Here is a 25,588-nt window from a genome sequence, read left to right on the forward strand (position 1 = left end):
ACTGATTCCTTTTTGAGAGTCAGTTATTAGTACAGGCGAACGCGACGAGCGTTTTCACGAGCTAGCTTCTTAGCATGACGCTTTTGAGCAGCTGCTTTAGCACGTTTGCGAACAGTAGTTGGTTTTTCGTAGTGCTCACGACGACGCACTTCAGAAAGGATACCTGCTTTTTCGCAAGAGCGCTTAAAACGACGTAGTGCTACGTCGAACGGTTCGTTTTCACGTACTTTAACTATTGGCATATGCCTTTCACCTCAGGGGTTAATTCGTTAACGCTGGCATTTTGTGACCAAAGTAACAAGATAATCTGTTAACTAGGACGAGAACCAGCTTGATCAAAAATGGTGCCGAATTTTAATCCGATCACTATCCTTTTGTAAAGCACTTTGTTGTTTACTGTCTGCGCAAAATTTGTTTGTGACGTAAAGGCGAGGTAACATGAGCGCAATTTTTATTGATAGCAGACAGCGTGCTGAGAAGACTATGCGCATTATTGGAATTGAAACGTCTTGTGATGAAACAGGAATTGCGATTTATGACGATCAACAAGGCTTGTTGGCTCATAAGCTCTATAGCCAAGTTAAACTGCATGCCGATTATGGCGGTGTGGTGCCTGAACTTGCCTCGCGTGACCATGTAAAAAAAACCATTCCTTTGATTCAAGCGGCGATGGCTGAGGCAAATGTCACCCCTGATGATATTGATGGTGTGGCTTATACCGCTGGGCCGGGCTTGGTGGGGGCTTTATTAGTCGGTGCAACCATTGGGCGCAGTTTGGCTTACGCTTGGAATGTGCCAGCCGTGGCCGTTCACCATATGGAAGGGCATTTACTGGCTCCAATGTTAGAAGATAATCCGCCCCCATTTCCGTTTGTTGCCGTATTGGTTTCAGGTGGGCATTCTATGATGGTGGAAGTTAAAGGTATTGGTGATTATACCATTTTAGGTGAGTCGATTGATGATGCGGCGGGTGAGGCGTTTGATAAAACGGCTAAGCTGATGGGGCTTGATTACCCTGGTGGTCCACTATTGGCTCGCTTGGCTGAAAAAGGGACGCCTGGTCGTTTTAAGTTTCCTCGTCCAATGACGGATCGTCCAGGATTAGATATGAGCTTTTCAGGGCTAAAAACTTTCACGGCCAATACTATCGCGGCTAATGGTGATGATGAACAAACTCGGGCTGATATTGCTTACGCTTTCCAAGAGGCAGTGTGTGACACATTAGTGATTAAGTGTAAACGTGCATTAGAGCAAACCGGAATGACGCGTATTGTGATTGCAGGAGGTGTGAGTGCCAACAAACAACTGCGTCAAGAATTGGCCACGTTAGCGAAAAAAGTAGGGGGAGAAGTCTATTATCCTCGTACCGAATTTTGTACTGATAATGGTGCGATGATCGCCTATGCAGGAATGCAGCGTTTAAAAAATGGCGATGTGACAGAACTCAGTATTGAAGCAAAACCTCGTTGGCCGATTGATCAACTTACCGCAATTATTTAATTATACTGCGGTCACTTTTGGTGACCGTATGTTTTTCCTGCCGAAGTCGCTCTGCTAGCGGCAAAGATGTTCGTGTTGATTTAAGGTTGGTGAGCAAGTCGACTATTTAACTAAAAACTAATCGTTAGAGGGTTTACCTTCTCCCACTTTGGGCTCAGTACCAGTAAAAAGACGTTTAATGTTCTGCTGATGGCGAAGGACTATCAAACAGCAAAGCATGGCAACGGGTAAGGTATATTGTGGTTTGACCATCCAAGTGTAAAAAGGGGTCAAAAGTACGGTAATGAGAGCGGCCAGTGATGAGTAACGAAAAATAACGGCTACGGCTATCCATGTTGCCATGACCATTCCTGTTAAATCTAATCCAATGGGGGCGATTGCGCCTAATGCGGTGGCAACGCCTTTCCCACCTTTAAAATGAAAAAAGAGTGGATACATATGGCCAAGGCAAGCCGCTATTCCCACTAAACCAAGCATTAATGGATCGATATTTAAATAGTACCCACCCCAGACAGGAATAGTTCCTTTTAGCATGTCACACAGTAAAACGGCAATGGCGGCTTTTTTCCCCCCAATACGTAAGACATTCGTTGCTCCCGGATTGTGTGATCCGACTGCACGAGGGTCTGGCAAGCGTAGTACGCGACAAATCAGCACCGCACTGGATATGGAACCCAGTAAATAGGCGCAAATGATCATAGTCAGTACCAATGGCGTCATAGAACCCTCAAAATGGTGATTTCGCTAGGCGAGGTTTACAAGTCCTTGTTAACCAAGCTCAAAAATAAAAATTCTCACGTGAATTTCGCATCAAGAGGTGGTTTAGGTATATGATATCCCGATTAACCACAATAGTACGTTTTTTTACTCAATTTGGGTATCCGACCTGTGAAAAGGATGTAATACAAGCATGGATAAAGTCTTTATCGAGCAGTTAACCGTGATCACTACAATTGGTGTTTATGATTGGGAACAAACCATTAAGCAAAAATTAGTGCTCGATCTGGAGATGGCACACGATAATCGCCTGGCAGGGAAAAGTGATGATGTCGCAGATGCTCTGGATTATGCTCAAGTCAGCCAAGCGGTGATTGAACATATTGAACAGGGGCGGTTTTTATTGGTGGAGCGTGTGGCAGAAGAGGTCGCCGAACTGATTATGCATCGTTTCTCTGTGCCTTGGATACGAGTTCGATTAACCAAGCCTGGAGCCGTTCCTAACGCCAAAGGGGTTGGTGTTGTCATTGAACGAGGGCAGGCATGATCACCTGCTATATTGGTGTAGGTTCTAACCTTCAGAGGCATAAGCATATTGAAGCGGCTTACCATGAATTAACTCAAGTGGGGGAGCAACTACGTTTATCCACCATTTATGAGTGTGACTCATTGGGGTTTGATAGCCATGCTTTTTATAACCTTGTGGTTGAGTTACAAACTTCGTTGCCTTTAGCTGCACTGGTGAAAAAACTGCGTGAGATTGAACTGCGTTGGGGAAGAGCGGTCGAAGCAAAGAAGTTTCAAGACCGAACGTTAGATTTGGACTTGATTTTGTATGGCGATGTAGTCTCTGTTGACACGCCGATAATTCCACGGGCAGATATTTATCACTACCCTTTTGTGATTCAGCCCTTGTATGAATTGTGTCCACAGTTATCTATTCCGGGAGATGAGCAAACGATCGAGCAGGTATGGCTTACTGCTTCGAATTTGTCATCACTTACGCCAGTTCCATTGTGGTTTTCAATTAATCGTTAGTAGAGAAAAAAATGAATTATTTTGAAGCGTTTATGTTGGCCCTTATTCAAGGATTGACAGAATTTCTGCCTATTTCCAGTTCTGCTCATTTAATTTTACCTTCGGCGATTTTTGGGTGGGCGGATCAAGGGTTAGCCTTTGATGTTGCAGTGCATGTTGGCACTTTGGCTGCCGTGGTAATTTATTTTCGTCATGAAGTGGTGACTTTGCTTAATGCTTTTGTTGCTTCTGTTTTCAAAGGGGAGCGTGGCAAAGAGGCAAAATTGGCGTGGCTGATCATTTTAGCCACCATACCGGCCTGTATTCTCGGGCTGTTAATGAAAGATATTGTAGAGTTTTACCTGCGTAGTGCTTGGGTTATCGCAGTAACGACCATTATTTTTGGTTTACTGTTGTGGTATGTGGACAAGCGCGCTCGCTTAGTTAGCGATGAATATCAAGCCGGGTGGAAACAAGCACTGTTTGTCGGACTGGCGCAAGCGTTAGCCATCATTCCGGGCACTTCGCGTTCAGGGGCAACCATTACGGCGGCTCTTTATCTTGGTTTCACTCGTGAAGCTGCTGCTCGTTTTTCTTTTCTGATGTCAATTCCTATTATTACTCTTGCGGGGGGGTACTTAGGCTTACAATTGATGGCGAGTGGTGAGCCTGTTGAGGTGAATTTTTTACTCACAGGAATGATCACCTCTTTTGTGAGTGCTTATCTGTGTATTTTCTTTTTCTTAAAATTAATTTCACGTATGGGAATGACCCCCTTTGTGATTTATCGGCTTATTTTAGGCGGAGGCTTGTTTCTTTTTCTGCTGAGTCAGTAAATGACGATATCATGACGAAGCATTGGTGATGCTTACTCGCCTGAGTTTTGTGCTTATGGTATAAGTGGGCTCTTTTCTAATCGAACAACGCCTACTGTGCCGCTAGATATGGCGCAGTAATGGCCCATGAGAGTGGATGTAATGCGAGTATTTGCAATAACGTTATTGTTGTTATTTGGTTGGCTTCAATACCATTTATGGCTAGGAAAAAACGGAATTGCAGACTATCGGTTAGTCGCCAGTGAAATCGTCGTTCAAGAGCAAGTGAACAGCAATTTACAGCAGAGAAACCAAGAAATGTTTGCGGAAATTGATGACTTGCGGCAAGGGTTAGATGCCATTGAAGAGCGTGCTCGGCATGAGCTGGGAATGGTGAAAGAAGGGGAAACCTTTTTTCGGGTTATCGGTGAGGAGCCACGCGGATGACGTCATTGATTACGGCTATTGTTCCTGCTGCGGGCGTTGGAAAACGCATGCAAGCCGATCGCCCTAAACAATATCTTATGCTGGGTGAGCGAACGGTGCTTGAGCATACCGTTGCTGCTTTATTGGCTCATCCTCGTGTCGGTAATGTGGTGATTGCAGTCAGTGAAGAAGACCCTTATTTCTGTACTCTTCCTCTCGCCCATCACCCAAGAGTGATTCGTGCTTGTGGTGGTAAAGAACGGGCTGACTCAGTACTGAATGCTTTGCGTTTAGTCAGCCAAATAAAATTGAGTTCATGGGTGATGGTGCATGATGCAGCTCGTCCTTGTATTACTCAAGGTGATCTTACTCAGTTAATTGAGTGTGCGCAGGCACATCCTGTCGGAGCGATTTTAGCTTCTCCAGTACGTGACACAATGAAACGAGGCAATGTCACAAATACGATTGAGCAAACGGTAGATCGCGAAGCACTTTGGCATGCGTTAACACCGCAAATGTTCCCTGTTGAATTATTGTTGTCAGCATTAGAAAACGCTTTAGCTGAACAAGCCATTATTACCGATGAAGCTTCTGCATTAGAGTGGATTGGGAAAAAACCAGCGTTAGTTTCCGGACGTGCTGACAACATAAAAATTACCCAGCCAGAAGATCTCGCCCTCGCCGAGTTCTATTTCAATCGGAGTAAGGAAAAAAGATGATACGTATTGGTCATGGTTTTGACGTACATAAATTTGGGGGAAATGGTCCGATCATGATTGGCGGCGTGGCCATTCCTTATGAACAAGGTCTTATTGCTCATTCCGATGGTGATGTTGCACTACATGCTTTATGTGATGCTTTACTCGGTGCTATTGCAGCAGGCGATATTGGTCGTCACTTTCCAGATACGGATGATCAGTGGAAAGGGGCAGACAGTCGTGCTTTGCTAAGAGATGTATATCAGCGTGTCAAACAACAAGGTTACCGGTTAGGTAATGCTGATATCACCCTTTTAGCTCAAGCGCCAAAAATGGCTCCGCACATTGATGCGATGTGTCGTACCATTAGTGAAGATTTACAAACCGAGCTTGGCAATATAAATGTTAAAGCCACTACGACTGAGCGTTTAGGGTTTACTGGGCGTAAAGAAGGTATTGCCTGTGAAGCCGTCGTCTTATTGGTTAAAGTTGAATAAATACTCTCTCTGAGCCTACGTCTAAATAACGAGAATTATTAAATGAGCGATCTTCTCTCCCCGTTGGCCTATTTATGTGGTCAACCTATCGCAAAAGCAAAAATTAAAGCGTCTCCTGAGCATTTTAAAGTGGTTGAAGACTTAGGTTATGAGTTTTCTGGGCAAGGCGAACACGTCATGGTCTGTATTCGCAAAACGGGTGAAAATACCAGTTTTGTTGCCAATGAGTTGGCAAAAGCGTGTGGCGTAAAATCTAAAGATGTGGGTTGGGCAGGTTTAAAAGATCGCCATGCTGTCACCGAGCAGTGGCTGAGTGTTTATCTCCCGGATGGAAAATTCCCCAATTTAGCTGCATTTGAAGCGCAATACCCCAGTATTGAAGTGCTAGCGATGACTCGTCATCACAAAAAATTGCGTCCAGGCGATCTACGAGGTAATCATTTTGAGCTGTTATTGAGTGAAGTCAGTAATATGGCTGATGTCATGCAACGCTTACCTATGATCGCTCAACAAGGTGTTCCTAATTATTTTGGCCAACAGCGTTTTGGTCGAGAAGGGAATAATGTTTCGGAAGCTCGCCGTTGGGGGCGGGATAACGTCCGTTCTCGTAATCAAAATCAACGTAGTTTGTATCTATCTGCAGCCCGTTCATGGATCTTCAATCATATTGTTTCTCAGCGAATTCAAGCTGGGTGCTTTGATCGCTTTATCGAAGGGGATATTGCTTTAAAAGAAGGGCAAGCCATTTTGATCTCTGCTGATCAATTGGCTGAGTTTAATCAGCAACTTGCTCTTCAACAAGTACAGATTTCAGCCGCTCTGGCCGGAGATAATGCCTTACCCACCGAAAAAGAAGCATTAAAGATTGAACAGCGAGAGTTGGATGCTGAGCCTGAGCTCATGGCTTTGATTCGAGGTAATCGAATGCGTCATGAACGACGCGCAATTTCGCTTGTTCCTAAACTTTTCAGTTGGGAAGCCGAAGACCATACCATCAAACTCAAATTTACGTTAGATGCTGGTAGCTTCGCTACTTCGATCATTCGTGAATTAGTGGAAGAGATCCCCGTTGAACGAGTCTATGAGTAGAAACAAATTAAAAATATTACTAAGTAATGATGATGGTGTGTATGCAGAAGGCATACATGCTTTAGCGTATGCCCTCGCTGATTTAGCGGATATTATCATTGTCGCCCCAGATCGTAATCGCTCAGGGGCATCGAATTCGCTAACCCTAGAGCAGCCATTACGAGTGACCAATATTGAGCCGAATACGTATTCGGTACAAGGCACGCCGACGGACTGTGTTCATTTTGCTCTCAATGAGTTACTCAAAGATGATTTACCCGATTTAGTGCTTAGTGGCATTAATCACGGAGCGAATCTTGGGGATGATGTACTGTATTCAGGCACCGTAGCGGCTGCAATGGAAGGGCATTTTTTAGGTGTTCAGTCGATCGCATTTTCATTGGTTGGCAAGCGACATTTTGCAACCGCGGGGAAAATTGCTCGCCAATTGGTTTTGCAGCATTTGGCCTCACCGATTCCGACGAACCGTTTGATCAATGTAAACATCCCGGATCTCCCGATCGATCAAGTGCAGGGAATTCAAGTGACCCGTTTAGGTGCTCGACATCATGCTGAGAATATGATTAAGCAAAAAGATCCACGGGGGCATTCTATTTATTGGTTAGGACCTCCGGGGCGGGAACAGGATGCAGGAAGAGGGACAGATTTTCATGCAGTGGAACATAAGTTTGTTTCCATCACGCCTATTTTGGTTGATCTCACGGCACATGAGTCTCTTACTGCGATGTCTGAGTGGGTGAAGGAATAAATCGATGGCAAACCCGAAAGCAGATAAATTGATTGAATTTTTAATCAGCCAAGGCATTGATGATGATCAAGTCTTATCGGTTATACACACATTGCCCCGTGAACTCTTTGTGTCCCAAGCTATGGTACATCAAGCGTACGATAATAACGCTTTGCCTATCGGATTAGGACAAACTATCTCTCAGCCCTATATCGTGGCAAAAATGACCCAAATGTTAGATTTGACGCCCTCTAGTCGAGTATTAGAAGTGGGAACGGGCTCGGGGTATCAAACCGCAGTACTGGCTCAATTAGTGAACCATGTCTTTTCTATTGAACGGATTAAAACGTTGCAATGGGAAGCTAAACGGCGTTTGAAACAATTGGATATTTATAATGTTTCTACCAAGCATGGTGATGGCTGGCAAGGTTGGCCTGCTAAAGCACCGTTTGATGCCATTATTGTTACTGCCGCGGCGCAAGAGATCCCACAAGCTTTGCTTGAACAACTTAATGATGGTGGGCGTTTAGTGATCCCTGTTGGGGAGAATGAGCAGCAACTATTAAAAATTGTTCGCCAAGGAGATAACTGGATAACGGATGTGGTCGAAATGGTGCGTTTTGTTCCCTTAATCGCAGGTGAATTAGCGTAATGAATGGTGTTTGGTTTCGATATGGTTGGCTGATAGGCTTATGTAGCTTAATGTTAGGCTGCACGACGCTAACACCAGCACCTGTTTCGGGGCTAAATAAAGACTATAATTCTATTCCTAGAGGCAGCTATCGGGGAAGCTACTATGAAGTAAAGAAGGGGGATACCCTCTACTTTATTTCTTATATCACCGATAAAGATGTCAATGATTTGATTCGTTACAACCAATTGCAACCCCCTTATACCATTCATCCAGGTCAAAAAATACGCCTTTGGATCCCAGCTTATACACCTCCTGCTTATGGTGGGACGGGGGCAGGAACAGTTGCCGCGACGACTGCCACGCTTTCAAATGTGAAAAAAGCACCGCTGGTTTCACCGCCGATTCCCACTGTGAGTAAGAGCTCTAATCCGGTATCGACCTCTCAAAATAATAAAAAAGCCACAAGTTCTGTGAGCAAACCTGCAACAAAACCTATTGATCAGGGAAAAACAAAAGCGTATGTTGGCTCTGGAAGTAAAAAAAATGTTAATAACAAGGTTGTAACTAAACCTAAACAGACTAATGATAAGGTGGCTAAATGGTTGTGGCCAGCGAAAGGGAGGGTCATTAAAAACTTTTCGGCAGGTGATCAAGGAAATAAAGGTATCGATATTGCGGGGCAACGCGGTCAATCCATTATTTCTACAGCTGCTGGCACCGTTGTGTATTCAGGTAATGCGCTGCGAGGCTACGGGAACTTGATTATTATCAAGCACAATGATCATTACTTAAGTGCTTATGCTCATAATGATCAACTGCTGGTAAAAGAAGGTCAAAGTATTAAGGCGGGCCAGAAAATTGCTACCATGGGTAGTTCAGGAACCAACAGCGTTCGTTTGCACTTTGAAATTCGTTATCAAGGAAAACCGGTGAATCCACAACGTTACTTACCGTAAATTTGTTAAGAGTGATATCGCGACATTTGACGTTTTAATGTCTTGCTAGCTCGCCAGGGGAGGCGTTATGAGTATCAGCAATACAGCAGTAACTAAAGTCGAAGATTTTGATTTTGACCCAGAGGTTCTCAATACCCTAGAGTCTGACTCTGCTATTGAGCCATCACCCACCAACACCAGTCTCCGAGAAGAGTACGATGCATCAAATAAAAGCTTAGATGCTACACAAATGTACTTAAGCGAAATTGGTTTTTCACCCCTGCTGACTGCAGAAGAAGAAGTTCTCTACGCACGGCGAGCATTACGGGGCGATGATGCGGCCCGAAAACGTATGATTGAAAGTAACCTACGTTTAGTGGTGAAAATTTCCCGTCGCTACAGTAATCGAGGGCTTGCCTTATTAGATTTAATCGAAGAAGGCAACTTAGGTTTGATTCGTGCTGTTGAGAAATTCGATCCGGAACGTGGTTTTCGTTTTTCAACTTATGCGACTTGGTGGATTCGACAAACCATCGAACGAGCATTGATGAACCAAACTCGGACGATCCGTTTACCCATCCATGTGGTTAAAGAGCTGAATATTTACTTACGTACAGCGCGTGAACTTTCCCAACGATTGGATCATGAACCGACCGCAGAAGAAATTGCGGCAGAGCTGGATAAGCCGGTTGATGATGTCAATAAAATGTTGCGTTTAAATGAACGTATTAGCTCAGTAGACACACCGATTGGTGGAGATGGAGACAAAGCGCTACTGGATATTTTGCCTGATGCGAATAATTCCGATCCTGAATTTTCAACTCAAGATGACGATATTCGAGACTCGCTTGTTAATTGGTTAGATGAACTGAACCCGAAACAAAAAGAGGTGCTTGCTCGGCGTTTTGGCTTGTTGGGTTATGAGCCATCAACACTTGAAGAAGTTGGAAGAGAAATTAGTTTAACTCGTGAACGAGTGAGACAAATCCAAGTTGAAGGGCTGCGCCGATTGCGCGAAATTTTGCTTAAACAGGGACTGAATATGGAAGCCCTGTTTAATATTGAGAATGATGGATAACCTTCTCGCTCATACTAGATTCAGGCTCTCATTTGAGCGCCTGAATTCGTTGCAATGTTCTTACAGCATTTTCTTCAAACGATATAAGGCCTCTAGCGCTTGGCGAGGGGTTAGCTCATCAGGATCAAGGTTAGATAAGGCTTGCTCGATTTCACTTGGCTCAGGGATCAAGCTCAGTTGATTTGCAATATCAACATGGGCGTTTTTTCTCTCTGATGGCAAACTCAGTTGTTCTAACTGAGAAAGTTTGGCTCGAGCTTGAGTGATCACCGCTTTAGGAACTCCCGCTAAGCCAGCAACCGCTAATCCATAGGATTTACTGGCAGCTCCTTCTTGGACGGCATGCATAAACGCGATGCTATCACCATGTTCAACCGCATCTAAATGTACATTGGCTAAATGCGGTAAATGGCTAGGGAGCTCGGTCAGTTCAAAATAATGGGTAGCAAACAAGGTCAGAGCCCCAATTTTTTTTGCTAGCCATTCAGCACTTGCCCAAGCTAACGACAGACCATCATAGGTGCTGGTGCCTCGACCTATTTCATCCATCAATACAAGGCTGCGGTGAGTTGCATTGTGCAAAATATTGGCGGTTTCTGTCATTTCAACCATAAAAGTAGAACGACCCGAGGCGAGATCATCGGATGCACCAATACGAGTAAAGATACGATCAAGTATCCCAATTTGTGCAGATTCGGCGGGGACATAACTTCCAATATGAGCCATTAACGCAATTAACGCCGTTTGACGCATATACGTAGATTTCCCCCCCATATTGGGGCCGGTAATGATTAACATTTTTCGTTGTGGGTGCAGCTCAATAGGGTTGGCAATAAAAGGAGCATCCATCACTTGTTCAACCACAGGGTGCCGCCCTGCTTGAATATGCAGCCCCACTTCTTGGCTTAGTGTTGGGCGACAATAATCTAAGCTTTCTGCTCTTTCTGCTAAATTTTGTAACACATCCAACTGTGAGAGGGCAGAGGCTAAATTCTGCATGCGCTCTAAATCAGGAAGCAGTCGGTCGAATAATTCATCCCAGAGCTGTTTTTCTAATGCTAGAGCTTTTGATTTTGAGTTTAAGACTTTGTCTTCATGTTCTTTCAGTTCAGGAATGATATAACGTTCGGCATTTTTTAACGTTTGACGACGTACATAGTGCGGTGGAACCAAGTGGCTTTGTCCTCGGCTGACCTGAATATAAAAACCATGCACATTGTTATAACCCACTTTCAGGGTATCAATACCATGCCGTTCACGTTCTTCGGCTTCTAATTGTTCTAGGTATTCGGTTGCTCCGGCAGCTAAGTTGCGCCATTCATCCAATTCTGCATTATATCCATCGGCCAGAACCCCACCATCTCGGATCACAACGGGAGGGTTATCTTTGATGGCTCGCTCAAGCAGTTGGCACAGCTCATCCATCGGCTGCGCATCTTGGCGAAGTTGTTGTAAATAAGGGAGTGAGAGCGAAGATAACCACTCATTGAGTTCTGGCAGCTGTTGCAGCGCATTACGTAGGCGAGCGAGATCGCGTGGCCGAGCAGAGCGTAGGGCTAGACGAGCTAAAATCCGTTCAATATCACCAATTTGTTTGAGTATGGGGTGTAAATCGGCAAAAAGGGCTTGTTGTTTAATGTCACCAATGGCATCTAGTCGCTGATTTAAACTCTCGATGCAGCGCATGGGTTGATGAATCCAGCGCTTGAGCATACGGCTGCCCATTGGCGTTGCGCAGTGGTCTAAAATTTCTGCTAGCGAGTTGTCACTACTGCCCGATAAGTTTTGTGTGAGTTCCAAATTACGGCGAGTGGCGGCATCAAGAATCACGGACTGATCTTGGCTATCGAAAGTGAGCGAACGGATATGCGGCAGTGCGGTGCGCTGGGTATCTTTGACGTATTGAATTAAACATCCAGCAGCGCACAGCCCCAGTTTGGCTTGTTCAACGCCAAACCCGATTAAATCTCGAGTGCCAAATTGTTGATTAAGTTGCTGTTTGGCGGTATCGAGTTCAAACTCCCATATTGGACGGCGACGGTTACCTTTTCGGTTTGCCATTAATTGAACGGGAGAGAAGTCTTCAGGAAACAGCAATTCTCTGGGAGAGGTACGTTGCAATTCTGCCGTCATTGATTCGAATGATTCTGGCTCACAGAGTTGAAAACGACCTGAAGTTATGTCGAGAGTAGCATAACCAAATTTACCTTCTTGATGGTAAATGGCAGCAATCAGATTATCACTTCGTTCTGAAAGTAAGGCTTCATCGGTAATGGTGCCGGGAGTGACAATTCGTACCACCTTTCTTTCTACTGGACCTTTGCTGGTGGCCGGATCGCCGATCTGTTCACAGATGGCGACCGATTCACCAAGATGAACTAACTTAGCAAGGTAGCCCTCTACGGCATGGTAAGGGACGCCTGCCATTGGAATGGGTTCACCAGCGGAAGCGCCACGTTTTGTTAGCGAAATATCCAACAGCTGTGAAGCTCGCTTGGCGTCATCGTAAAACAGTTCGTAAAAATCCCCCATGCGATAAAACAGTAAAATATCTGGGTTTTCTGCTTTGAGCTTCAGATATTGTCGCATCATCGGGGTGTGTTGTTGCTCAGACTCTACTGAAGAAGCGCTGGATATACTCATGTTATTTGTCACTCGGTTACCAAGTCGTGTTACTGACAGTAAAAGCGTTTTCACTGTGAGAGAAAGTCGCTGGAGTCGTTGTATTCCGATCAAGGGATAATCTCTGATCAGAACTTGAAAATAGCTAGAGAGAATAACAAATTTCACTATTGCTGAGCAATCAAGCGATGCAGAAGAAAAAAGAGTGGTAAAGGGCATACCACTCTTGGGTCGATAATGGAGATTAAGAAAAGAGCCCAGAAGAGAGGTATCGATCACCCCGATCACAGATAATTGCCACCACCACAGAACCGGGATTGGCTTTGGCAACCTGTAGGGCAGCAAAGACAGCACCTCCAGAACTAACCCCAGCACAAATCCCTTCTTGTGTGGCTAAGGCTCGCGCGGTAGCTATCGCATCTTGTTCTTCAATATCGAGCACCACATCGACACGGGACTGTTCAAAGATGCTGGGAAGATATTCTTTCGGCCAGCGACGAATTCCAGGGATCGTACTTCCCTCAGCAGGCTGAAGCCCGACAATGGTAATGTCAGAATTTTGTGACTTTAAGTAGCGAGAGGTGCCCATGATTGTACCAGTAGTACCCATGCTTGAGACAAAATGGGTAATTTTTCCTTGGCTTTGTTGCCAGATTTCCGGCCCTGTAGAATGAAAGTGAGCATCTGGATTATCTGGATTATTAAATTGATCCAGTACCTTGCCTTTCCCTTCACTTTGCATCTGGAGGGCTAAGTCTCGAGCACCTTCCATGCCTTTCTCTTTACTGACAAGGATCAGTTCACAGCCATATGCTTTCATAGCATCTTTGCGCTCTTGGGTCGCATTGTCCGGCATGATTAAAATCATTTGGTAGCCTTTAATCGCTGCTGCCATGGCTAAAGCGATACCTGTATTGCCACTGGTCGCTTCAATTAAGGTATCACCGGGCTGAATTTCTCCGCGCCGTTCTGCTTGGACGATCATATTGAGAGCTGGACGATCTTTAACAGAACCGGCCGGGTTATTGCCTTCCAGCTTGACTAAGACCGTACTGGAGGTTTGTGCGGTGAGGCGTTGTAAGCGAACTAAGGGAGTTTGCCCAACATAGGCTTCGATAGTGGGAAAGTCAGCCACGTGCTTATCCTTAATACAATGATGAGTGAGTCCGTGATAGTGATTAAATAAATAAGTTAATTTCTATATTACAAGGATGTGGATCAAAGTGGCATACAATTTATTGCTAGAGTTTATTCCAAAAAGTTCTAGTAGGGGGGCTTTGTTATAATTCAATTTCCCCATACTCTACTGATTAAGCAAGCCACGGTGGCATCGTAATTATGGAGTAGGAAAATATGAAATTTATTAAATCAGCGTTAGCTGGCCTATTAATGGTGGGGTCATTGAATGCTTCTGCCGCAGATCAAACCATTCTCAATTCGTCATACGATATTGCTCGTGAACTGTTTGCCTCTTATAACCCATTGTTTATTAAACATTGGCAAGAAAAAACCGGTCAAACGGTAGAAGTTAAACAGTCACATGGTGGCTCTTCTGCTCAAGCTCGCTCTATCCTACAAGGTCTAGCAGCTGATGTCGTAACCTTTAATCAGGTGACCGATGTGCAGATCTTACATGATCGAGGCAAGCTGATTGAGGCGAATTGGCAAGAGAAACTGCCCAATGCCAGCTCACCTTATTATTCCACAACGGCTTTTTTAGTTCGCAAAGGGAACCCTAAAAATATTCAGGATTGGGGAGATCTGGCTCAAGATGGGGTGGCTTCGGTTTTCCCTAACCCCAAAACATCGGGTAATGCACGCTATACCTATCTGGCTGCTTTAGGTTATGCCCAAAAGACCTTTGGTAAAGACGATCAGGCGGCACAAGATAAATTTCTTAAACAGTTCTTAGCCAATGTTGCCGTGTTTGATACCGGTGGTCGCGGCGCTACGACTTCATTTGTTGAACGTGGTATTGGTGATGTTTTAATCACCTTTGAATCAGAAGTGAATAACATTCGTCAGCAATATGGGGTGGATGATTACCAAGTGGTGGTACCGAAAACCTCTATTTTGGCTGAGTTTCCAGTTGCTGTTGTGGAGAAAAATACCCAGCGTAAAGGCACCAAAGAAGTGGCAACCGAGTACTTGTCTTATCTCTATAGTGAAGAAGCTCAGCGTTTGTTAGCGGGCTTTAACTATCGAATTCACGATGAGACAGTTAAAGCTGAATTTGCGGACCGTTTCCCTGACGTTGAGCTGCTGACCGTCGAAAATATTGCGGGTGGCTGGGATAACGCGATGAAAACGCATTTTGCGAATGGAGCAAAACTAGACCAACTACAACGTCGTTAATGGATGCTCGCCACTTGCCAGTCGAGTGGTGATTTCATGCTTGATAGAGTTTAGAGGGCTTATGAGTCATTCTCTCATTGCTGCCACGGTTCGGCCACGACATAAAAGGGTATTGCCCGGGTTTGGTATCAGCCTTGGTACATCGCTGTTTTTTATCAGCTTGATATTGCTGCTACCGGCCAGTGGCTTAATTATGCAAACCAGCCAAATGTCATTGAGTGAATATTGGCAGGTGATTACTGATCCTCGTGTGGTGGCGAGTTATAAAGTGACGGTTGGAGCGGCATTGATTGCTTCACTATTTAATGGGTTACTTGGCTTGCTGTTAGCTTGGGTACTGGTTCGTTATGATTTTTATGGAAAGCGAATTCTCGATGCTTTAGTCGATTTGCCTTTTGCTCTGCCAACCGCTGTTGCCGGGATTACGTTAGCAACACTGTATTCGTCAAGCGGTTGGGTTGGGAGTGTTCTTGAGTCATTGGGGATTAAAGTGGCTTATACCCCAGTCGGTATTGTCTTAGCGATGGCATTTACCAGTATCCCATTTGTGGTTCGCACGGTTCAGCCAGTGTTAGAAGAAATTTCTAAGGAAGAAGAAGAGGCGGGAATGACATTAGGAGCCTCAGATCGAGCGGTCTTTGGTAAAGTGATCCTGCCGTCTATTCGACCCGCGCTATTGGTTGGGGTTGCTTTATCATTTACACGTAGTTTGGGTGAATTTGGCGCAGTCATTTTTATAGCAGGTAATATGCCTTATATCAGTGAAATTACCTCACTGATGATTTTTGTTCGCCTGCAAGAATTTGACTTTCCAGCAGCCAGTGCCATCGCCTCAGTGGTATTGATCACCTCTTTATTACTACTGTTTGCCATTAATGTATGGCAGGGCGCTTATCTGCGTCGTATTCATGGACGTTAAGGAATAAAGGATGAGTGTACATCAACCACGACGTGTCGGTGAAAGCCCTTGGGTAAAATGGAGTCTGATTGCTCTGGCGTTATTTTGGGTGACTTTGCTGTTGATCATTCCATTGGTCAGTATCTTTCAGCAAGCGTTTGCTAGTGGTTTATCCAGTTACTTAGAGAGTTTGCTCGAAGCCGATACTCGCCATGCGATTGGTTTAACGCTTTTGGTCGCACTACTTACTGTGCCGATTAATTTGGTGTTTGGTGTGCTGCTGGCTTGGGCTGTGACGCGTTTTGAATTTCCCGGTCGAAAAATATTAGTGACGTTAATTGATATCCCTTTTGCCGTTTCCCCCGTTGTTGCCGGATTGCTCTATCTATTGCTATATGGCAGCAGCGGCTGGTTAGGCGCATGGTTGTTTGAACGGGATTTACAAATCATGTTCGCTTGGCCGGGGATTTTGTTAGTCACCATTTTCGTGACTTGTCCTTTTGTGGCGCGTGAGTTGATCCCATTAATGCAGCAGCAAGGGCGCTCTGATGAAGAAGCGGCGGTGATTTTGGGGGCATCTTGGTGGCAACTGTTTCGACGAGTCACCCTGCCTAATATCAAATGGGCACTCATTTATGGCGTAATTTTAACCAATGCTCGCGCTATTGGTGAATTTGGCGCGGTGGCGGTGGTGTCGGGCAACATTCGTGGTGAAACGAATACCTTGCCACTGCATGTTCAGTTGCTCTATGAGGATTATCAATCAGAAGCGGCGTTTGCCAGCGCATCGTTACTCGCGTTTATCGCATTATTGACCCTTATTTTTAAAGCCTACGTAGAGTGGCGACAAGAGCACAACCAAGTAAAAAATAACAGTGAGCAAGAGACGGTATGAGTATACGTTTAGACAATATATCCAAAAATTTTGGCCAATTTCAAGCCCTCTCTCCGCTCTCTTTGCATATTGATGATGGAGAGATGGTGGGTCTGCTTGGACCATCTGGTTCAGGAAAAACGACGCTATTACGTATTATTGCAGGCTTAGAAGGGGCTGATAGCGGCACGATTCACTTTCGTGATCGAAATGTCACCAATGTGCATGTTCGTGAGCGTCGAGTCGGATTTGTATTTCAAAATTATGCGCTTTTTCGTCATATGACGGTGGCGGATAATGTCGCTTTTGGTTTGCAAGTGATGGATCGACGTCAAAGACCGGCACCAGCGGTGATTGCTCAACGCGTGAAACAGCTATTAGAGATTGTTCAGTTAGGGCATCTTGCCGATCGTTACCCAGAGCAACTTTCGGGTGGACAAAAACAGCGTATTGCTCTGGCAAGGGCGTTAGCGACCAAGCCTGAAGTATTGTTGCTAGATGAGCCATTTGGAGCATTAGATGCCAAAGTGCGTAAAGAGTTGCGCCGTTGGTTACGTAATCTGCATGATGAATTGGGCTTTACCAGTGTTTTTGTCACCCATGATCAAGATGAAGCCTTAGAACTGTCAGATCGTGTGGTGGTGATGAGTAATGGACGGATAGAGCAGATTGATTCTCCCGTACAACTGTATGCGCAGCCTAATAGCCGGTTTGTATTTGATTTCTTCGGTAATGTGAATGTGTTCCAAGCTGAGTGGCAAAATGAGCGATGGGCCAATGGTCAGGCGTTTATTTTACCGCCAAAAGAACAAGCCATTGACTACTCTGGTAAGCTATACGTTCGCAGCCATGAGTTAACGCTTTCTCGTAAGCCTAACAGTCAGGCATCGTTACCGTTTGAGGTTGTTTCTGTTAATCCGGTTGGTGCGGAAGTGCGTATTGAACTGGCTCCGGTCGGATGGAAAAGCGATGAACTTTGGGAAGCCAAATTAACTCATCGAGCATTAAGTGAGTACTCGATAACCCGTGGAGACCACACCTTTGCAACCCCCCAAGTCGGCTACTTTTTTGGTGAACAACAAAGTGCTCCTTATGTTATTCGCTGGCCATTTTTAGATCCTGACAGTTTGATGTTTGAGATTTAAACGCTTTTCGGTAATTTGAACATACAATGGGTACGATGATGTACCCATTGTATTTTCTCATCCTTCGAACTGTGGTAAGGGTATACGCCTAATCGGTATCCGTGGAGAAGAACATGACAACACTATTTTCGTTAAGCCAGCAAGTAGGGTTGCAATTATTACGAAGCCAACAAGTGCTAACCAGTGCCGAGTCGTGTACAGGAGGCGGGGTCGCTTTCGCTATCACGGACATTCCGGGTAGCTCTGCATGGTTTGAGCGTGCTTTTGTGACATACAGTAATGATGCGAAACAAGAGATGATAGGCGTTCAAAGTGAAACATTAGCTGAATTTGGCGCCGTTTCTGAGCCGGTGGTGCAAGAGATGGTACAAGGAGCACTGGCGCATTCACGAGCGACAATCGGGGTCGCGATCAGTGGAATTGCTGGCCCTGATGGTGGCAGTGAAGAGAAACCCGTTGGAACGGTTTGTTTTGCTTGGGCTGATACACAAGGTTGGCAAAAAATGGAGACGATGCATTTTATTGGCGATCGATCGCAAGTTCGCCAACAGGCCATTGTCCATGCTTTACAAACGTTAGCGACTTATTTATCTGCGCTTAGTTAACTTGAAGTTAAGCGCAATTTTTTTCATACAGGTCTAGACACTGTATGAATCAACAGTATAATGAGCAGCAACTTGACGATCCTGTCGACACACTATCTAAGCATTCACCGCTCACCATTTAGGTGACAGTCTGGAGAAAGTAATGGACGAGAATAAACAAAAAGCATTGGCCGCGGCGCTTGGTCAAATTGAAAAGCAATTCGGTAAAGGCTCGATCATGCGCCTCGGTGATAACCGAGCCATGGATGTTGAAACCATTTCAACGGGTTCTCTTTCTCTGGATATTGCATTAGGCGCGGGGGGTTTGCCGATGGGGCGAATTGTGGAAGTGTTTGGCCCTGAATCTTCAGGTAAAACCACATTAACCCTTGAGTTGATTGCCTCTGCGCAGCGAGAAGGTAAAACATGCGCCTTTATCGATGCAGAACATGCACTTGATCCCGTTTATGCGCGCAAACTGGGGGTCAATATTGATGAACTTCTTGTGTCGCAGCCAGATACCGGTGAACAAGCACTGGAAATTTGTGACGCACTGGCACGTTCAGGTGCCGTTGACGTTATCGTTGTTGACTCTGTTGCCGCATTAACACCAAAAGCGGAAATTGAAGGTGAAATGGGCGACAGCCACATGGGCCTCCAGGCGCGTATGCTGTCTCAAGCGATGCGGAAATTAACGGGTAACCTCAAACAGTCTAACTGTATGTGTATCTTCATCAACCAGATTCGGATGAAAATTGGTGTGATGTTTGGTAACCCAGAAACCACAACTGGTGGTAACGCATTGAAGTTCTATGCTTCTGTTCGTCTTGATATTCGCCGTACTGGTGCGATTAAAGAGGGGGATGAAGTCGTAGGGAACGAAACTCGTATTAAAGTGGTTAAAAACAAAATTGCGGCTCCATTTAAAGAAGCAAATACCCAAATTATGTATGGTCAAGGCTTTAACCGTGAAGGTGAGCTCGTTGATCTTGGGGTGAAACATAAGCTGATTGAGAAAGCAGGCGCATGGTATAGCTATAACGGTGATAAGATCGGTCAAGGTAAAGCGAACGCTTGCAAGTTCTTACGTGAAAATACTGAATCAGCTAAAGCGATTGATAGCAAATTGCGTGAAATGTTGCTGAGTCCTGAACAAATTGCGGTTGAAGAACCAGAGTTCGGTATCGTACCGGAACAAGAAGAAGAGTTATAAGCGATTCATTCGGTTTATCTAGCCCTGCTTTTGCAGGGCTTTTTTCTTATTGGAGAATTAGATATGTCTTTTGGCCCCCCGAGATCGGCTGGAAATAAGCCAAAGAGAAGTTGTCAAGAGAGCGCGTTAGGGTTATTAGCTCGGCGCGATCATGGTCAATATGAACTTGCCCAAAAACTTCTGAGCAAAGGTTTTTTGAGTAGTGAGGTTGAGCAAGCCATTTTATATTGCCAACAATACGGGTATATCGATGATTTACGCTATACCTTCAGTGTCATTCGTCAACATATAAGCAAGGGGCATGGTGAGAGGCGGATTCGTCAATCTTTACAACAAAACCGAGTGAGTGATGATGCTATTTCGACAGCTTTTACGCAAATAGATGTGAACTGGTTTGAACTCGCCAAACAGACGGCAGAGAAAAAATTTCATTCTTTGGTTGATATCGACAGAAAAGAACAAGCAAAGCGGATTCGTTTTTTACAGTACCGAGGGTTTAGTTTTGAGCAAATCCAGTACGCGTTATCCGATCAAGGCCAGAATGAATCTGCTTGATGAATGTTTTTCCAGTAAGCCATCTTACCTTCACTTATTTTTATCTCGGGTCTTTCAATTTCCTGCTTTTAATTAAGAAAACTAGTCGAAGCCTTATCCATGCTTTACAATAGCGCAAAATTCTAACTTGAGTCATTCAGGAAGAGCTGCATGTATATGAGCACCGATGAGGTTCGCCGCGCGTTCCTCTCATTCTTTGAAAGTAAAGGGCACCAGATCGTTGATAGTTCATCATTGGTGCCTGCTAATGATCCGACCCTGTTATTTACCAATGCAGGGATGAACCAATTTAAAGATTGTTTTCTTGGCTTAGAGAAACGCGCCTATACGCGTGCGACAACAGCCCAGCGTTGTGTGCGTGCTGGCGGTAAGCATAACGATCTAGAAAATGTTGGCTTTACTGCTCGTCACCATACGTTTTTTGAAATGTTAGGTAACTTCAGTTTTGGTGACTATTTCAAAGAAGATGCGATTCAATATGCATGGGAGTTTCTGACTGAAGTGCTTCAATTACCAAAAGAGCGCTTACTGGTGACTGTGTACCAAACGGATGATGAAGCGTTTGATATTTGGCATCAAAAAGTCGGTATTCCACAAGAACGCATTATTCGTATTGGTGACAAACCCGGAGGTAAAGCTTATGAGTCAGATAACTTCTGGCAAATGGGGGATACCGGACCTTGTGGCCCTTGTACTGAAATCTTTTATGATCATGGTGAACACATTTGGGGTGGGCCTCCAGGATCGGAAGAAGAAGATGGTGACCGTTTTATTGAAATCTGGAACGTGGTGTTTATGCAGTTTAACCGCCATGCTGATGGAAAGATGGAACCATTGCCGAAACCTTCGGTAGATACTGGGATGGGTATTGAGCGCATCTCAGCAATTACTCAAGGTGTGCACTCAAACTATGAGATCGATGTTTTCCAAACCTTGATCAAAGCGGCGGCAGAGGTCATTGGTTATCAAGATCTGACCAATCAATCATTACGTGTTTTAGCTGACCATATTCGTTCATGTGCTTTCTTGATCGTGGATGGTGTAATGCCTTCTAACGAAGGGCGTGGTTATGTATTACGCCGTATTATTCGTCGAGCGGTTCGCCACGGTAACAAACTCGGTGCTCAAGGAGCCTTTTTCTACAAACTTGTCACACCACTGATTGAAGTGATGGGCAGTGCTGGTAAAGAATTAGATCATCAGCAAGCGTTGGTTGAAAAAATTCTGCGCATAGAAGAAGAAAATTTTGGCCGAACCCTTGAACGGGGAATGGCCATTTTGAATGAAGCATTAGATGGTCTAGCTGGACAAGAGCTGGATGGTGAAACGGTCTTTAAGCTCTATGACACTTACGGTTTTCCTGCCGACTTAACCAATGATGTGGCTCGTGAGCGCGGTTTTACCATTGATGAAACCGGTTTTGAAACTGCAATGGAAGAGCAGCGTCAACGTGCACGCGAGGCTGGACACTTTGGAACGGACTATAACAGTTTGATCAAGGTTGAGGGTCAGTCTGAATTCTGTGGTTACCACGCAGTGCAAGAAACAAGCCCAGTGCTCGCCATGTTTATTGACGGTGAAGAAGTCAGTGCGCTGTCTGCCGGAGATAAGGCGATTATCGTACTTGAGAAAACTCCGTTTTATGCTGAATCGGGTGGTCAATGTGGCGATACTGGTGTATTAAAAACAGTGTCCGGCGTGTTTAAAGTTGAAGATACACAGAAATTAGGTAATGCCATTGCTCATCATGGTTTGATGCAAGATGGTGTCATGGCCAAAGAGGATCAAGTTGAAGCCATCGTTGATGTACAACGTCGTATTGCGATTTCACTTAACCACTCAGCCACCCACTTATTACACGCAGCCCTTCGCCAAGTGTTAGGCGAACATGTTGCTCAAAAAGGGTCGTTAGTGAGAGCGGAAGGATTACGCTTTGACTTCTCTCATCTTGAAGCAATGACCGCTGCTGAAGTAAAAGAAGTTGAGCGCTTGGTTAACGCACAGATTCGTTGTAACCATGTGATTGAAACGGCGATCATGGATATTGAAGCAGCGAAGCAGCAAGGAGCGATGGCACTATTTGGTGAGAAATATGATGAGCAAGTGCGCGTCCTTTCTATGGGAGATTTCTCAACCGAACTGTGTGGCGGTATCCATGCTTCACATACAGGAGATATCGGCTTGTTTAAGATCCTTTCTGAAGGTGGGATCGCGGCTGGAATTCGTCGTATTGAAGCGGTGACTGGTGAAACCGCATTGGATGCTTTAGAGACTCAGCAACATAAATTTGAAGAAAAACTCTCAGAAGCGGCGCAAAAAGCGAAGCTGTTAGAGAAAGAAATCCAGCAGTTGAAAGATAAATTGGCGTCGCAAGCAAGCGCAACGTTAACGGATAAAGTTAAAGAGATCGCTGGTGTTAACGTCCTCGTTGCTCAGTTAGAGAATGCTGATAATAAAGCACTACGTGGTATGGTTGATGAACTGAAAAATCAGCTAGGCAGTGGTATCATCATGCTAGGTAATGTTGCGGATGATAAAGTTGGCTTGATTGCAGGTGTAACCAAAGATTTGACGGCAAAAGTGAAGGCCGGTGAATTGGTGAACATGGTAGCATTGCAGGTTGGCGGCAAAGGTGGTGGCCGGCCAGACATGGCTCAAGCTGGAGGAAGTGATACAAAAGCACTACCTGCGGCTTTAGCATCCGTTGATGCTTGGATTGCTGAGCGTCTATAAAAAATAGTGATAAATTAAGCTCAATCAATTATCTTTTGATTGAGCTTAATTTTATTTGATCAACCAAGTGGTGTAATTGGTGCTGTTTTAAACATGGCCAATTATCCACTTGGTTTTGTTGTTTATAACTCCTACTAAATAATCAACTGGTTGACTATTTAGTAGATCAATGAGACGTTGTCTTGGGAAGGTGAATACTGGTGAAAACGCCCCTGATCGTGCAAAAGTTCGGCGGAACTTCGGTTGGCTCGATTGAGAGAATATATACCGTTGCTGAACACATCATTAAAGCGAAAAATGATGGTAATCAAGTGGTTGTGGTCGTCTCTGCGATGGCAGGAGAAACGAATCGATTATTAGGGCTTGCTCAACAAATCGATCGTGTACCGAATGCAAGGGAACTTGATGTTTTGCTCTCGGCTGGTGAACAAGTCTCTATGGCATTGTTAGCGATGGCCTTGAATAAACTTGGTTATCCTGCGCGTTCTCTTACGGGGACACAGGCTAACATCGTGACGGATAGCCAATACAATGATGCCACGATTCAATCGATTGATATTCGACCGATCAACGAATTATTGGCACAAGATTTCATTGTTATTGTTGCGGGTTTCCAAGGGGTGAATGAGAATGGAGATATCACTACGTTAGGTCGAGGTGGCTCAGATACCAGTGCTGTAGCGTTAGCAGGAGCCTTGAAAGCCGACGAATGTCAAATTTTTACCGATGTGGATGGCGTGTATACCTGCGATCCTCGCGTAGTGCCATTTGCTCAGAAGTTGGCGGTGATCGATTTTCCTTCGATGGAGGAAATGGCGCGTAGAGGGGCGAAAGTGTTGCACTTACCGTGTGTTCAATACGCTTGGAAACATCAAGTTCCATTAAGAGTATTGTCTACCTTTGATATTAATCGAGGTAGTTTAATCAAAGGTGAGGTGGGCACTGAGCATATTTGTGGTATTGCGATTCAACGAGAGATGTTGTTAGTCCGTATCGCTCATGGTGATTTGGCCATGGTAACAAAGCAGTGTCACATGCTAGGTATTGAGTTGTGGAATGTGATCGAGGAAACAGAATGGACGGCTGTGGTGATAAAACAGGATGCTTATGCGAAGTTGGATCTGGCGTTCAACGATAAAATCCGCAATAGTGAGCCTGTGAGCTTGTTAACCACCGTGGGACGGCAAGCCCCTACGTTGACAGAACATGCACGTGCATTATTGACCGAACAGGGTATTGATGTGCATTATGTTTCTACTGGTTCGCAATCATTGATGTTAATGCTTGCGCCGCACAAGGTAGATAATGCGGCCAATATTTTGCACAAGGCTTATATTAATTCGGATACTTCGCTGGCGTTTCAGGCTAAACAGATGCTTTTAGGCTGATTTAGATGTAATAAAGTTTACTGAAATATGACTTTTAGTGGATAATAGCGTAGTTGCAAGATAATACAGAGATTACTCAAGGAGCAAAGAATGCTAATTTTGACTCGCCGCGTTGGCGAAACACTGATGATCGGTGATGAAGTAACTGTCACAGTTTTGGGCGTAAAAGGTAACCAAGTACGGATTGGTGTTAACGCTCCAAAAGAAGTATCGGTACACCGTGAAGAAATTTACATGCGCATTCAAGCTGAAAAAGGTAATGGTAACGTTGCACCTGGCAACTACTAATTATCGAGATAAGGCTGGCATTGACCAGCCTTATTTATTTTTACCGTTAATTAAGAATCTTAGTGTTACTCATTTTAAATGACGTACTAAATCGCCACTTTTGGAGGTGAAGTGCAAAAACTCGACGCTTTGGTTAAATAGCCAACGGTTAACGTTTTTTTTAAATCTTTTGCCAAGAAAGTGTTTGACATATTTTTGGTAAATCGTAATATGTGCCTCCGCAAGACGGTGAGGTGGCCGAGAGGCTGAAGGCGCTCCCCTGCTAAGGGAGTATACGGTTTGTAGCCGTATCGAGGGTTCGAATCCCTCCTTCACCGCCATTCTTGCAATGCTTAGGTAATTAAGCAATAGCGCGTCCTTAGCTCAGCTGGATAGAGTACCTGGCTACGAACCAGGCGGTCGGAGGTTCGAATCCTCCAGGACGCGCCATATTATATTGAAACATGCTTGTGGTGAGGTGGCCGAGAGGCTGAAGGCGCTCCCCTGCTAAGGGAGTATACGGTTTATAGCCGTATCGAGGGTTCGAATCCCTCCCTCACCGCCATTTGTTGGCCTTTGGTCAACTTTTTTGTTTCAAAATAGTAAAGTGTGATATCTTTCACATTCTGCGCGCTCATAGCTCAGCTGGATAGAGTACCTGGCTACGAACCAGGCGGTCGGAGGTTCGAATCCTCCTGAGCGCGCCATTATTTTAAAAGTTAGTGATATTATCATTAACATCGTGCGTCCTTAGCTCAGCTGGATAGAGTACCTGGCTACGAACCAGGCGGTCGGAGGTTCGAATCCTCCAGGACGCGCCA

General features: G+C 44.9%; 26 protein-coding genes and 5 tRNA genes. 27 read left to right on the forward strand and 4 right to left on the reverse strand.

Annotation, left to right across the window (positions count from 1 at the left end; all coding sequences use genetic code 11):
- Positions 1-26: 26 nt before the first annotated feature.
- Positions 27-242, reverse strand: a complete 216-nt coding sequence (rpsU, locus tag EXA13_RS11740; RefSeq protein WP_004396009.1) for a 30S ribosomal protein S21 — start codon at positions 240-242, stop codon at positions 27-29.
- Between the two features lie 241 nt (positions 243-483).
- On the opposite strand from rpsU, the gene tsaD reads away from it, so the two are divergent.
- Positions 484-1,500 carry a tRNA (adenosine(37)-N6)-threonylcarbamoyltransferase complex transferase subunit TsaD gene (gene tsaD / locus EXA13_RS11745; protein ID WP_238133369.1) on the forward strand — a complete coding sequence of 339 codons (1,017 nt, stop codon included), beginning with the start codon at positions 484-486 and terminating at the stop codon, positions 1,498-1,500.
- Between the two features lie 117 nt (positions 1,501-1,617).
- On the opposite strand, the gene plsY is transcribed toward tsaD, so the two are convergent.
- Positions 1,618-2,220 (reverse strand): glycerol-3-phosphate 1-O-acyltransferase PlsY, encoded by a 603-nt coding sequence (gene plsY, locus EXA13_RS11750; protein ID WP_238133343.1) that lies wholly within the window; start codon positions 2,218-2,220, stop codon positions 1,618-1,620.
- 190 nt (positions 2,221-2,410) lie between these two features.
- Here plsY and folB point away from each other — a divergent pair, with 190 nt between their 5' ends.
- From folB to rpoS, 11 genes are all read left to right on the forward strand, one after another.
- Positions 2,411-2,764 carry a bifunctional dihydroneopterin aldolase/7,8-dihydroneopterin epimerase gene (gene folB / locus EXA13_RS11755; RefSeq protein WP_238133344.1) on the forward strand — a complete coding sequence of 118 codons (354 nt, stop codon included), beginning with the start codon at positions 2,411-2,413 and terminating at the stop codon, positions 2,762-2,764.
- A complete protein-coding gene (folK, locus tag EXA13_RS11760) occupies positions 2,761-3,255 on the forward strand; it encodes a 2-amino-4-hydroxy-6-hydroxymethyldihydropteridine diphosphokinase (protein ID WP_238133345.1) in 495 nt (164 codons plus the stop codon). The genes folB and folK overlap by 4 nt, the downstream gene beginning before the upstream one ends.
- 11 nt (positions 3,256-3,266) lie before the next feature.
- Positions 3,267-4,070 carry an undecaprenyl-diphosphate phosphatase gene (locus tag EXA13_RS11765; RefSeq protein ID WP_238133346.1) on the forward strand — a complete coding sequence of 268 codons (804 nt, stop codon included), beginning with the start codon at positions 3,267-3,269 and terminating at the stop codon, positions 4,068-4,070.
- Positions 4,071-4,211: 141 nt separating this feature from the next.
- Positions 4,212-4,496 (forward strand): cell division protein FtsB, encoded by a 285-nt coding sequence (ftsB, locus tag EXA13_RS11770; protein ID WP_238133347.1) that lies wholly within the window; start codon positions 4,212-4,214, stop codon positions 4,494-4,496.
- The gene (ispD, locus tag EXA13_RS11775; RefSeq protein ID WP_238133348.1) at positions 4,493-5,194 is read left to right on the forward strand and encodes a 2-C-methyl-D-erythritol 4-phosphate cytidylyltransferase; all 702 of its coding nucleotides are present in this window, start codon (positions 4,493-4,495) and stop codon (positions 5,192-5,194) included. The genes ftsB and ispD overlap by 4 nt, the downstream gene beginning before the upstream one ends.
- Complete coding sequence (gene ispF, locus EXA13_RS11780) at positions 5,191-5,670, forward strand: 2-C-methyl-D-erythritol 2,4-cyclodiphosphate synthase (RefSeq protein ID WP_238133349.1); 480 nt, start codon at positions 5,191-5,193, stop codon at positions 5,668-5,670. The genes ispD and ispF overlap by 4 nt, the downstream gene beginning before the upstream one ends.
- Before the next feature lie 42 nt (positions 5,671-5,712).
- A complete protein-coding gene (truD, locus tag EXA13_RS11785; RefSeq protein ID WP_238133350.1) occupies positions 5,713-6,759 on the forward strand; it encodes a tRNA pseudouridine(13) synthase TruD in 1,047 nt (348 codons plus the stop codon).
- Positions 6,752-7,507: a 5'/3'-nucleotidase SurE gene (surE, locus tag EXA13_RS11790; RefSeq protein ID WP_238133351.1), complete on the forward strand. Its 756-nt coding sequence runs from the start codon at positions 6,752-6,754 to the stop codon at positions 7,505-7,507. The genes truD and surE overlap by 8 nt, the downstream gene beginning before the upstream one ends.
- A 4-nt stretch (positions 7,508-7,511) precedes the next feature.
- Positions 7,512-8,138 (forward strand): protein-L-isoaspartate(D-aspartate) O-methyltransferase, encoded by a 627-nt coding sequence (locus tag EXA13_RS11795; RefSeq protein ID WP_238133352.1) that lies wholly within the window; start codon positions 7,512-7,514, stop codon positions 8,136-8,138.
- Positions 8,138-9,076: a murein hydrolase activator NlpD gene (gene nlpD / locus EXA13_RS11800; RefSeq protein WP_238133353.1), complete on the forward strand. Its 939-nt coding sequence runs from the start codon at positions 8,138-8,140 to the stop codon at positions 9,074-9,076. The genes EXA13_RS11795 and nlpD overlap by 1 nt, the downstream gene beginning before the upstream one ends.
- 67 nt (positions 9,077-9,143) lie before the next feature.
- Positions 9,144-10,133: an RNA polymerase sigma factor RpoS gene (gene rpoS, locus EXA13_RS11805; RefSeq protein ID WP_238133354.1), complete on the forward strand. Its 990-nt coding sequence runs from the start codon at positions 9,144-9,146 to the stop codon at positions 10,131-10,133.
- A 60-nt stretch (positions 10,134-10,193) separates the two neighbouring features.
- Here rpoS and mutS read toward each other — a convergent pair whose 3' ends face one another.
- Both mutS and cysM read right to left on the reverse strand, forming a co-directional pair.
- The gene (mutS, locus tag EXA13_RS11810; protein WP_238133355.1) at positions 10,194-12,776 is read right to left on the reverse strand and encodes a DNA mismatch repair protein MutS; all 2,583 of its coding nucleotides are present in this window, start codon (positions 12,774-12,776) and stop codon (positions 10,194-10,196) included.
- A 223-nt stretch (positions 12,777-12,999) separates the two neighbouring features.
- A complete protein-coding gene (cysM, locus tag EXA13_RS11815) occupies positions 13,000-13,890 on the reverse strand; it encodes a cysteine synthase CysM (protein ID WP_238133356.1) in 891 nt (296 codons plus the stop codon).
- A gap of 218 nt (positions 13,891-14,108) precedes the next feature.
- Between cysM and cysP the strand changes: the two genes are divergently transcribed.
- From cysP to EXA13_RS11890, 15 genes are all read left to right on the forward strand, one after another.
- Positions 14,109-15,110: a thiosulfate ABC transporter substrate-binding protein CysP gene (gene cysP / locus EXA13_RS11820; protein ID WP_238133357.1), complete on the forward strand. Its 1,002-nt coding sequence runs from the start codon at positions 14,109-14,111 to the stop codon at positions 15,108-15,110.
- A gap of 61 nt (positions 15,111-15,171) precedes the next feature.
- On the forward strand, positions 15,172-16,029 hold the full coding sequence (cysT, locus tag EXA13_RS11825) for a sulfate/thiosulfate ABC transporter permease CysT (protein ID WP_238133358.1): 858 nt from the start codon (positions 15,172-15,174) through the stop codon (positions 16,027-16,029).
- 10 nt (positions 16,030-16,039) lie between these two features.
- Positions 16,040-16,903 (forward strand): sulfate ABC transporter permease subunit CysW, encoded by an 864-nt coding sequence (gene cysW / locus EXA13_RS11830; protein ID WP_238133359.1) that lies wholly within the window; start codon positions 16,040-16,042, stop codon positions 16,901-16,903.
- Positions 16,900-18,027, forward strand: coding sequence for a sulfate/molybdate ABC transporter ATP-binding protein (locus EXA13_RS11835; protein ID WP_238133360.1), 1,128 nt, complete (start codon positions 16,900-16,902; stop codon positions 18,025-18,027). Before cysW ends, EXA13_RS11835 begins: the two co-directional genes overlap by 4 nt.
- Positions 18,028-18,140: 113 nt before the next feature.
- Positions 18,141-18,632 carry a nicotinamide-nucleotide amidase gene (gene pncC / locus EXA13_RS11840; RefSeq protein ID WP_238133361.1) on the forward strand — a complete coding sequence of 164 codons (492 nt, stop codon included), beginning with the start codon at positions 18,141-18,143 and terminating at the stop codon, positions 18,630-18,632.
- Positions 18,633-18,774: 142 nt separating this feature from the next.
- Positions 18,775-19,824, forward strand: coding sequence for a recombinase RecA (recA, locus tag EXA13_RS11845; RefSeq protein WP_238133362.1), 1,050 nt, complete (start codon positions 18,775-18,777; stop codon positions 19,822-19,824).
- Between the two features lie 63 nt (positions 19,825-19,887).
- Positions 19,888-20,379, forward strand: coding sequence for a recombination regulator RecX (recX, locus tag EXA13_RS11850; protein ID WP_238133363.1), 492 nt, complete (start codon positions 19,888-19,890; stop codon positions 20,377-20,379).
- 150 nt (positions 20,380-20,529) lie between these two features.
- Positions 20,530-23,112 carry an alanine--tRNA ligase gene (alaS, locus tag EXA13_RS11855; RefSeq protein ID WP_238133364.1) on the forward strand — a complete coding sequence of 861 codons (2,583 nt, stop codon included), beginning with the start codon at positions 20,530-20,532 and terminating at the stop codon, positions 23,110-23,112.
- A gap of 200 nt (positions 23,113-23,312) precedes the next feature.
- Positions 23,313-24,500 (forward strand): aspartate kinase, encoded by a 1,188-nt coding sequence (locus EXA13_RS11860; RefSeq protein WP_238133365.1) that lies wholly within the window; start codon positions 23,313-23,315, stop codon positions 24,498-24,500.
- Between the two features lie 90 nt (positions 24,501-24,590).
- Complete coding sequence (csrA, locus tag EXA13_RS11865) at positions 24,591-24,788, forward strand: carbon storage regulator CsrA (protein WP_009847619.1); 198 nt, start codon at positions 24,591-24,593, stop codon at positions 24,786-24,788.
- Positions 24,789-25,015: 227 nt separating this feature from the next.
- Positions 25,016-25,108 (forward strand) — tRNA-Ser (locus EXA13_RS11870).
- A gap of 32 nt (positions 25,109-25,140) precedes the next feature.
- Positions 25,141-25,217, forward strand: a tRNA-Arg gene (locus EXA13_RS11875).
- A gap of 22 nt (positions 25,218-25,239) precedes the next feature.
- Positions 25,240-25,332 (forward strand) — tRNA-Ser (locus tag EXA13_RS11880).
- Positions 25,333-25,397: 65 nt separating this feature from the next.
- Positions 25,398-25,474, forward strand: a tRNA-Arg gene (locus EXA13_RS11885).
- 37 nt (positions 25,475-25,511) lie between these two features.
- Positions 25,512-25,588, forward strand: a tRNA-Arg gene (locus tag EXA13_RS11890).

It is taken from the genome of Vibrio cincinnatiensis (assembly GCF_022113815.1).
In the GTDB taxonomy this organism is placed as follows: Bacteria; Pseudomonadota; Gammaproteobacteria; order Enterobacterales; family Vibrionaceae; genus Vibrio; species Vibrio cincinnatiensis_A.

Excerpts from the sequence above, each read along its gene's own strand:
- recX (WP_238133363.1), top strand. The coding sequence starts at position 19,888 with ATGTCTTTTGGCCCCCCGAGATCGGCTGGAAATAAGCCAAAGAGAAGT.
- csrA (WP_009847619.1), top strand. The coding sequence starts at position 24,591 with ATGCTAATTTTGACTCGCCGCGTTGGCGAAACACTGATGATCGGTGAT.
- alaS (WP_238133364.1), top strand. The coding sequence starts at position 20,530 with ATGTATATGAGCACCGATGAGGTTCGCCGCGCGTTCCTCTCATTCTTT.
- tsaD (WP_238133369.1), top strand. The coding sequence starts at position 484 with ATGCGCATTATTGGAATTGAAACGTCTTGTGATGAAACAGGAATTGCG.
- recA (WP_238133362.1), top strand. The coding sequence starts at position 18,775 with ATGGACGAGAATAAACAAAAAGCATTGGCCGCGGCGCTTGGTCAAATT.
- ftsB (WP_238133347.1), top strand. The coding sequence starts at position 4,212 with ATGCGAGTATTTGCAATAACGTTATTGTTGTTATTTGGTTGGCTTCAA.
- mutS (WP_238133355.1), bottom strand. The coding sequence starts at position 12,776 with ATGAGTATATCCAGCGCTTCTTCAGTAGAGTCTGAGCAACAACACACC.
- nlpD (WP_238133353.1), top strand. The coding sequence starts at position 8,138 with ATGAATGGTGTTTGGTTTCGATATGGTTGGCTGATAGGCTTATGTAGC.
- cysW (WP_238133359.1), top strand. The coding sequence starts at position 16,040 with ATGAGTGTACATCAACCACGACGTGTCGGTGAAAGCCCTTGGGTAAAA.
- rpoS (WP_238133354.1), top strand. The coding sequence starts at position 9,144 with ATGAGTATCAGCAATACAGCAGTAACTAAAGTCGAAGATTTTGATTTT.
- ispD (WP_238133348.1), top strand. The coding sequence starts at position 4,493 with ATGACGTCATTGATTACGGCTATTGTTCCTGCTGCGGGCGTTGGAAAA.
- cysP (WP_238133357.1), top strand. The coding sequence starts at position 14,109 with ATGAAATTTATTAAATCAGCGTTAGCTGGCCTATTAATGGTGGGGTCA.
- plsY (WP_238133343.1), bottom strand. The coding sequence starts at position 2,220 with ATGACGCCATTGGTACTGACTATGATCATTTGCGCCTATTTACTGGGT.
- rpsU (WP_004396009.1), bottom strand. The coding sequence starts at position 242 with ATGCCAATAGTTAAAGTACGTGAAAACGAACCGTTCGACGTAGCACTA.
- folB (WP_238133344.1), top strand. The coding sequence starts at position 2,411 with ATGGATAAAGTCTTTATCGAGCAGTTAACCGTGATCACTACAATTGGT.
- truD (WP_238133350.1), top strand. The coding sequence starts at position 5,713 with ATGAGCGATCTTCTCTCCCCGTTGGCCTATTTATGTGGTCAACCTATC.
- EXA13_RS11795 (WP_238133352.1), top strand. The coding sequence starts at position 7,512 with ATGGCAAACCCGAAAGCAGATAAATTGATTGAATTTTTAATCAGCCAA.
- EXA13_RS11765 (WP_238133346.1), top strand. The coding sequence starts at position 3,267 with ATGAATTATTTTGAAGCGTTTATGTTGGCCCTTATTCAAGGATTGACA.
- surE (WP_238133351.1), top strand. The coding sequence starts at position 6,752 with ATGAGTAGAAACAAATTAAAAATATTACTAAGTAATGATGATGGTGTG.
- cysT (WP_238133358.1), top strand. The coding sequence starts at position 15,172 with ATGAGTCATTCTCTCATTGCTGCCACGGTTCGGCCACGACATAAAAGG.
- pncC (WP_238133361.1), top strand. The coding sequence starts at position 18,141 with ATGACAACACTATTTTCGTTAAGCCAGCAAGTAGGGTTGCAATTATTA.
- EXA13_RS11835 (WP_238133360.1), top strand. The coding sequence starts at position 16,900 with ATGAGTATACGTTTAGACAATATATCCAAAAATTTTGGCCAATTTCAA.
- folK (WP_238133345.1), top strand. The coding sequence starts at position 2,761 with ATGATCACCTGCTATATTGGTGTAGGTTCTAACCTTCAGAGGCATAAG.
- ispF (WP_238133349.1), top strand. The coding sequence starts at position 5,191 with ATGATACGTATTGGTCATGGTTTTGACGTACATAAATTTGGGGGAAAT.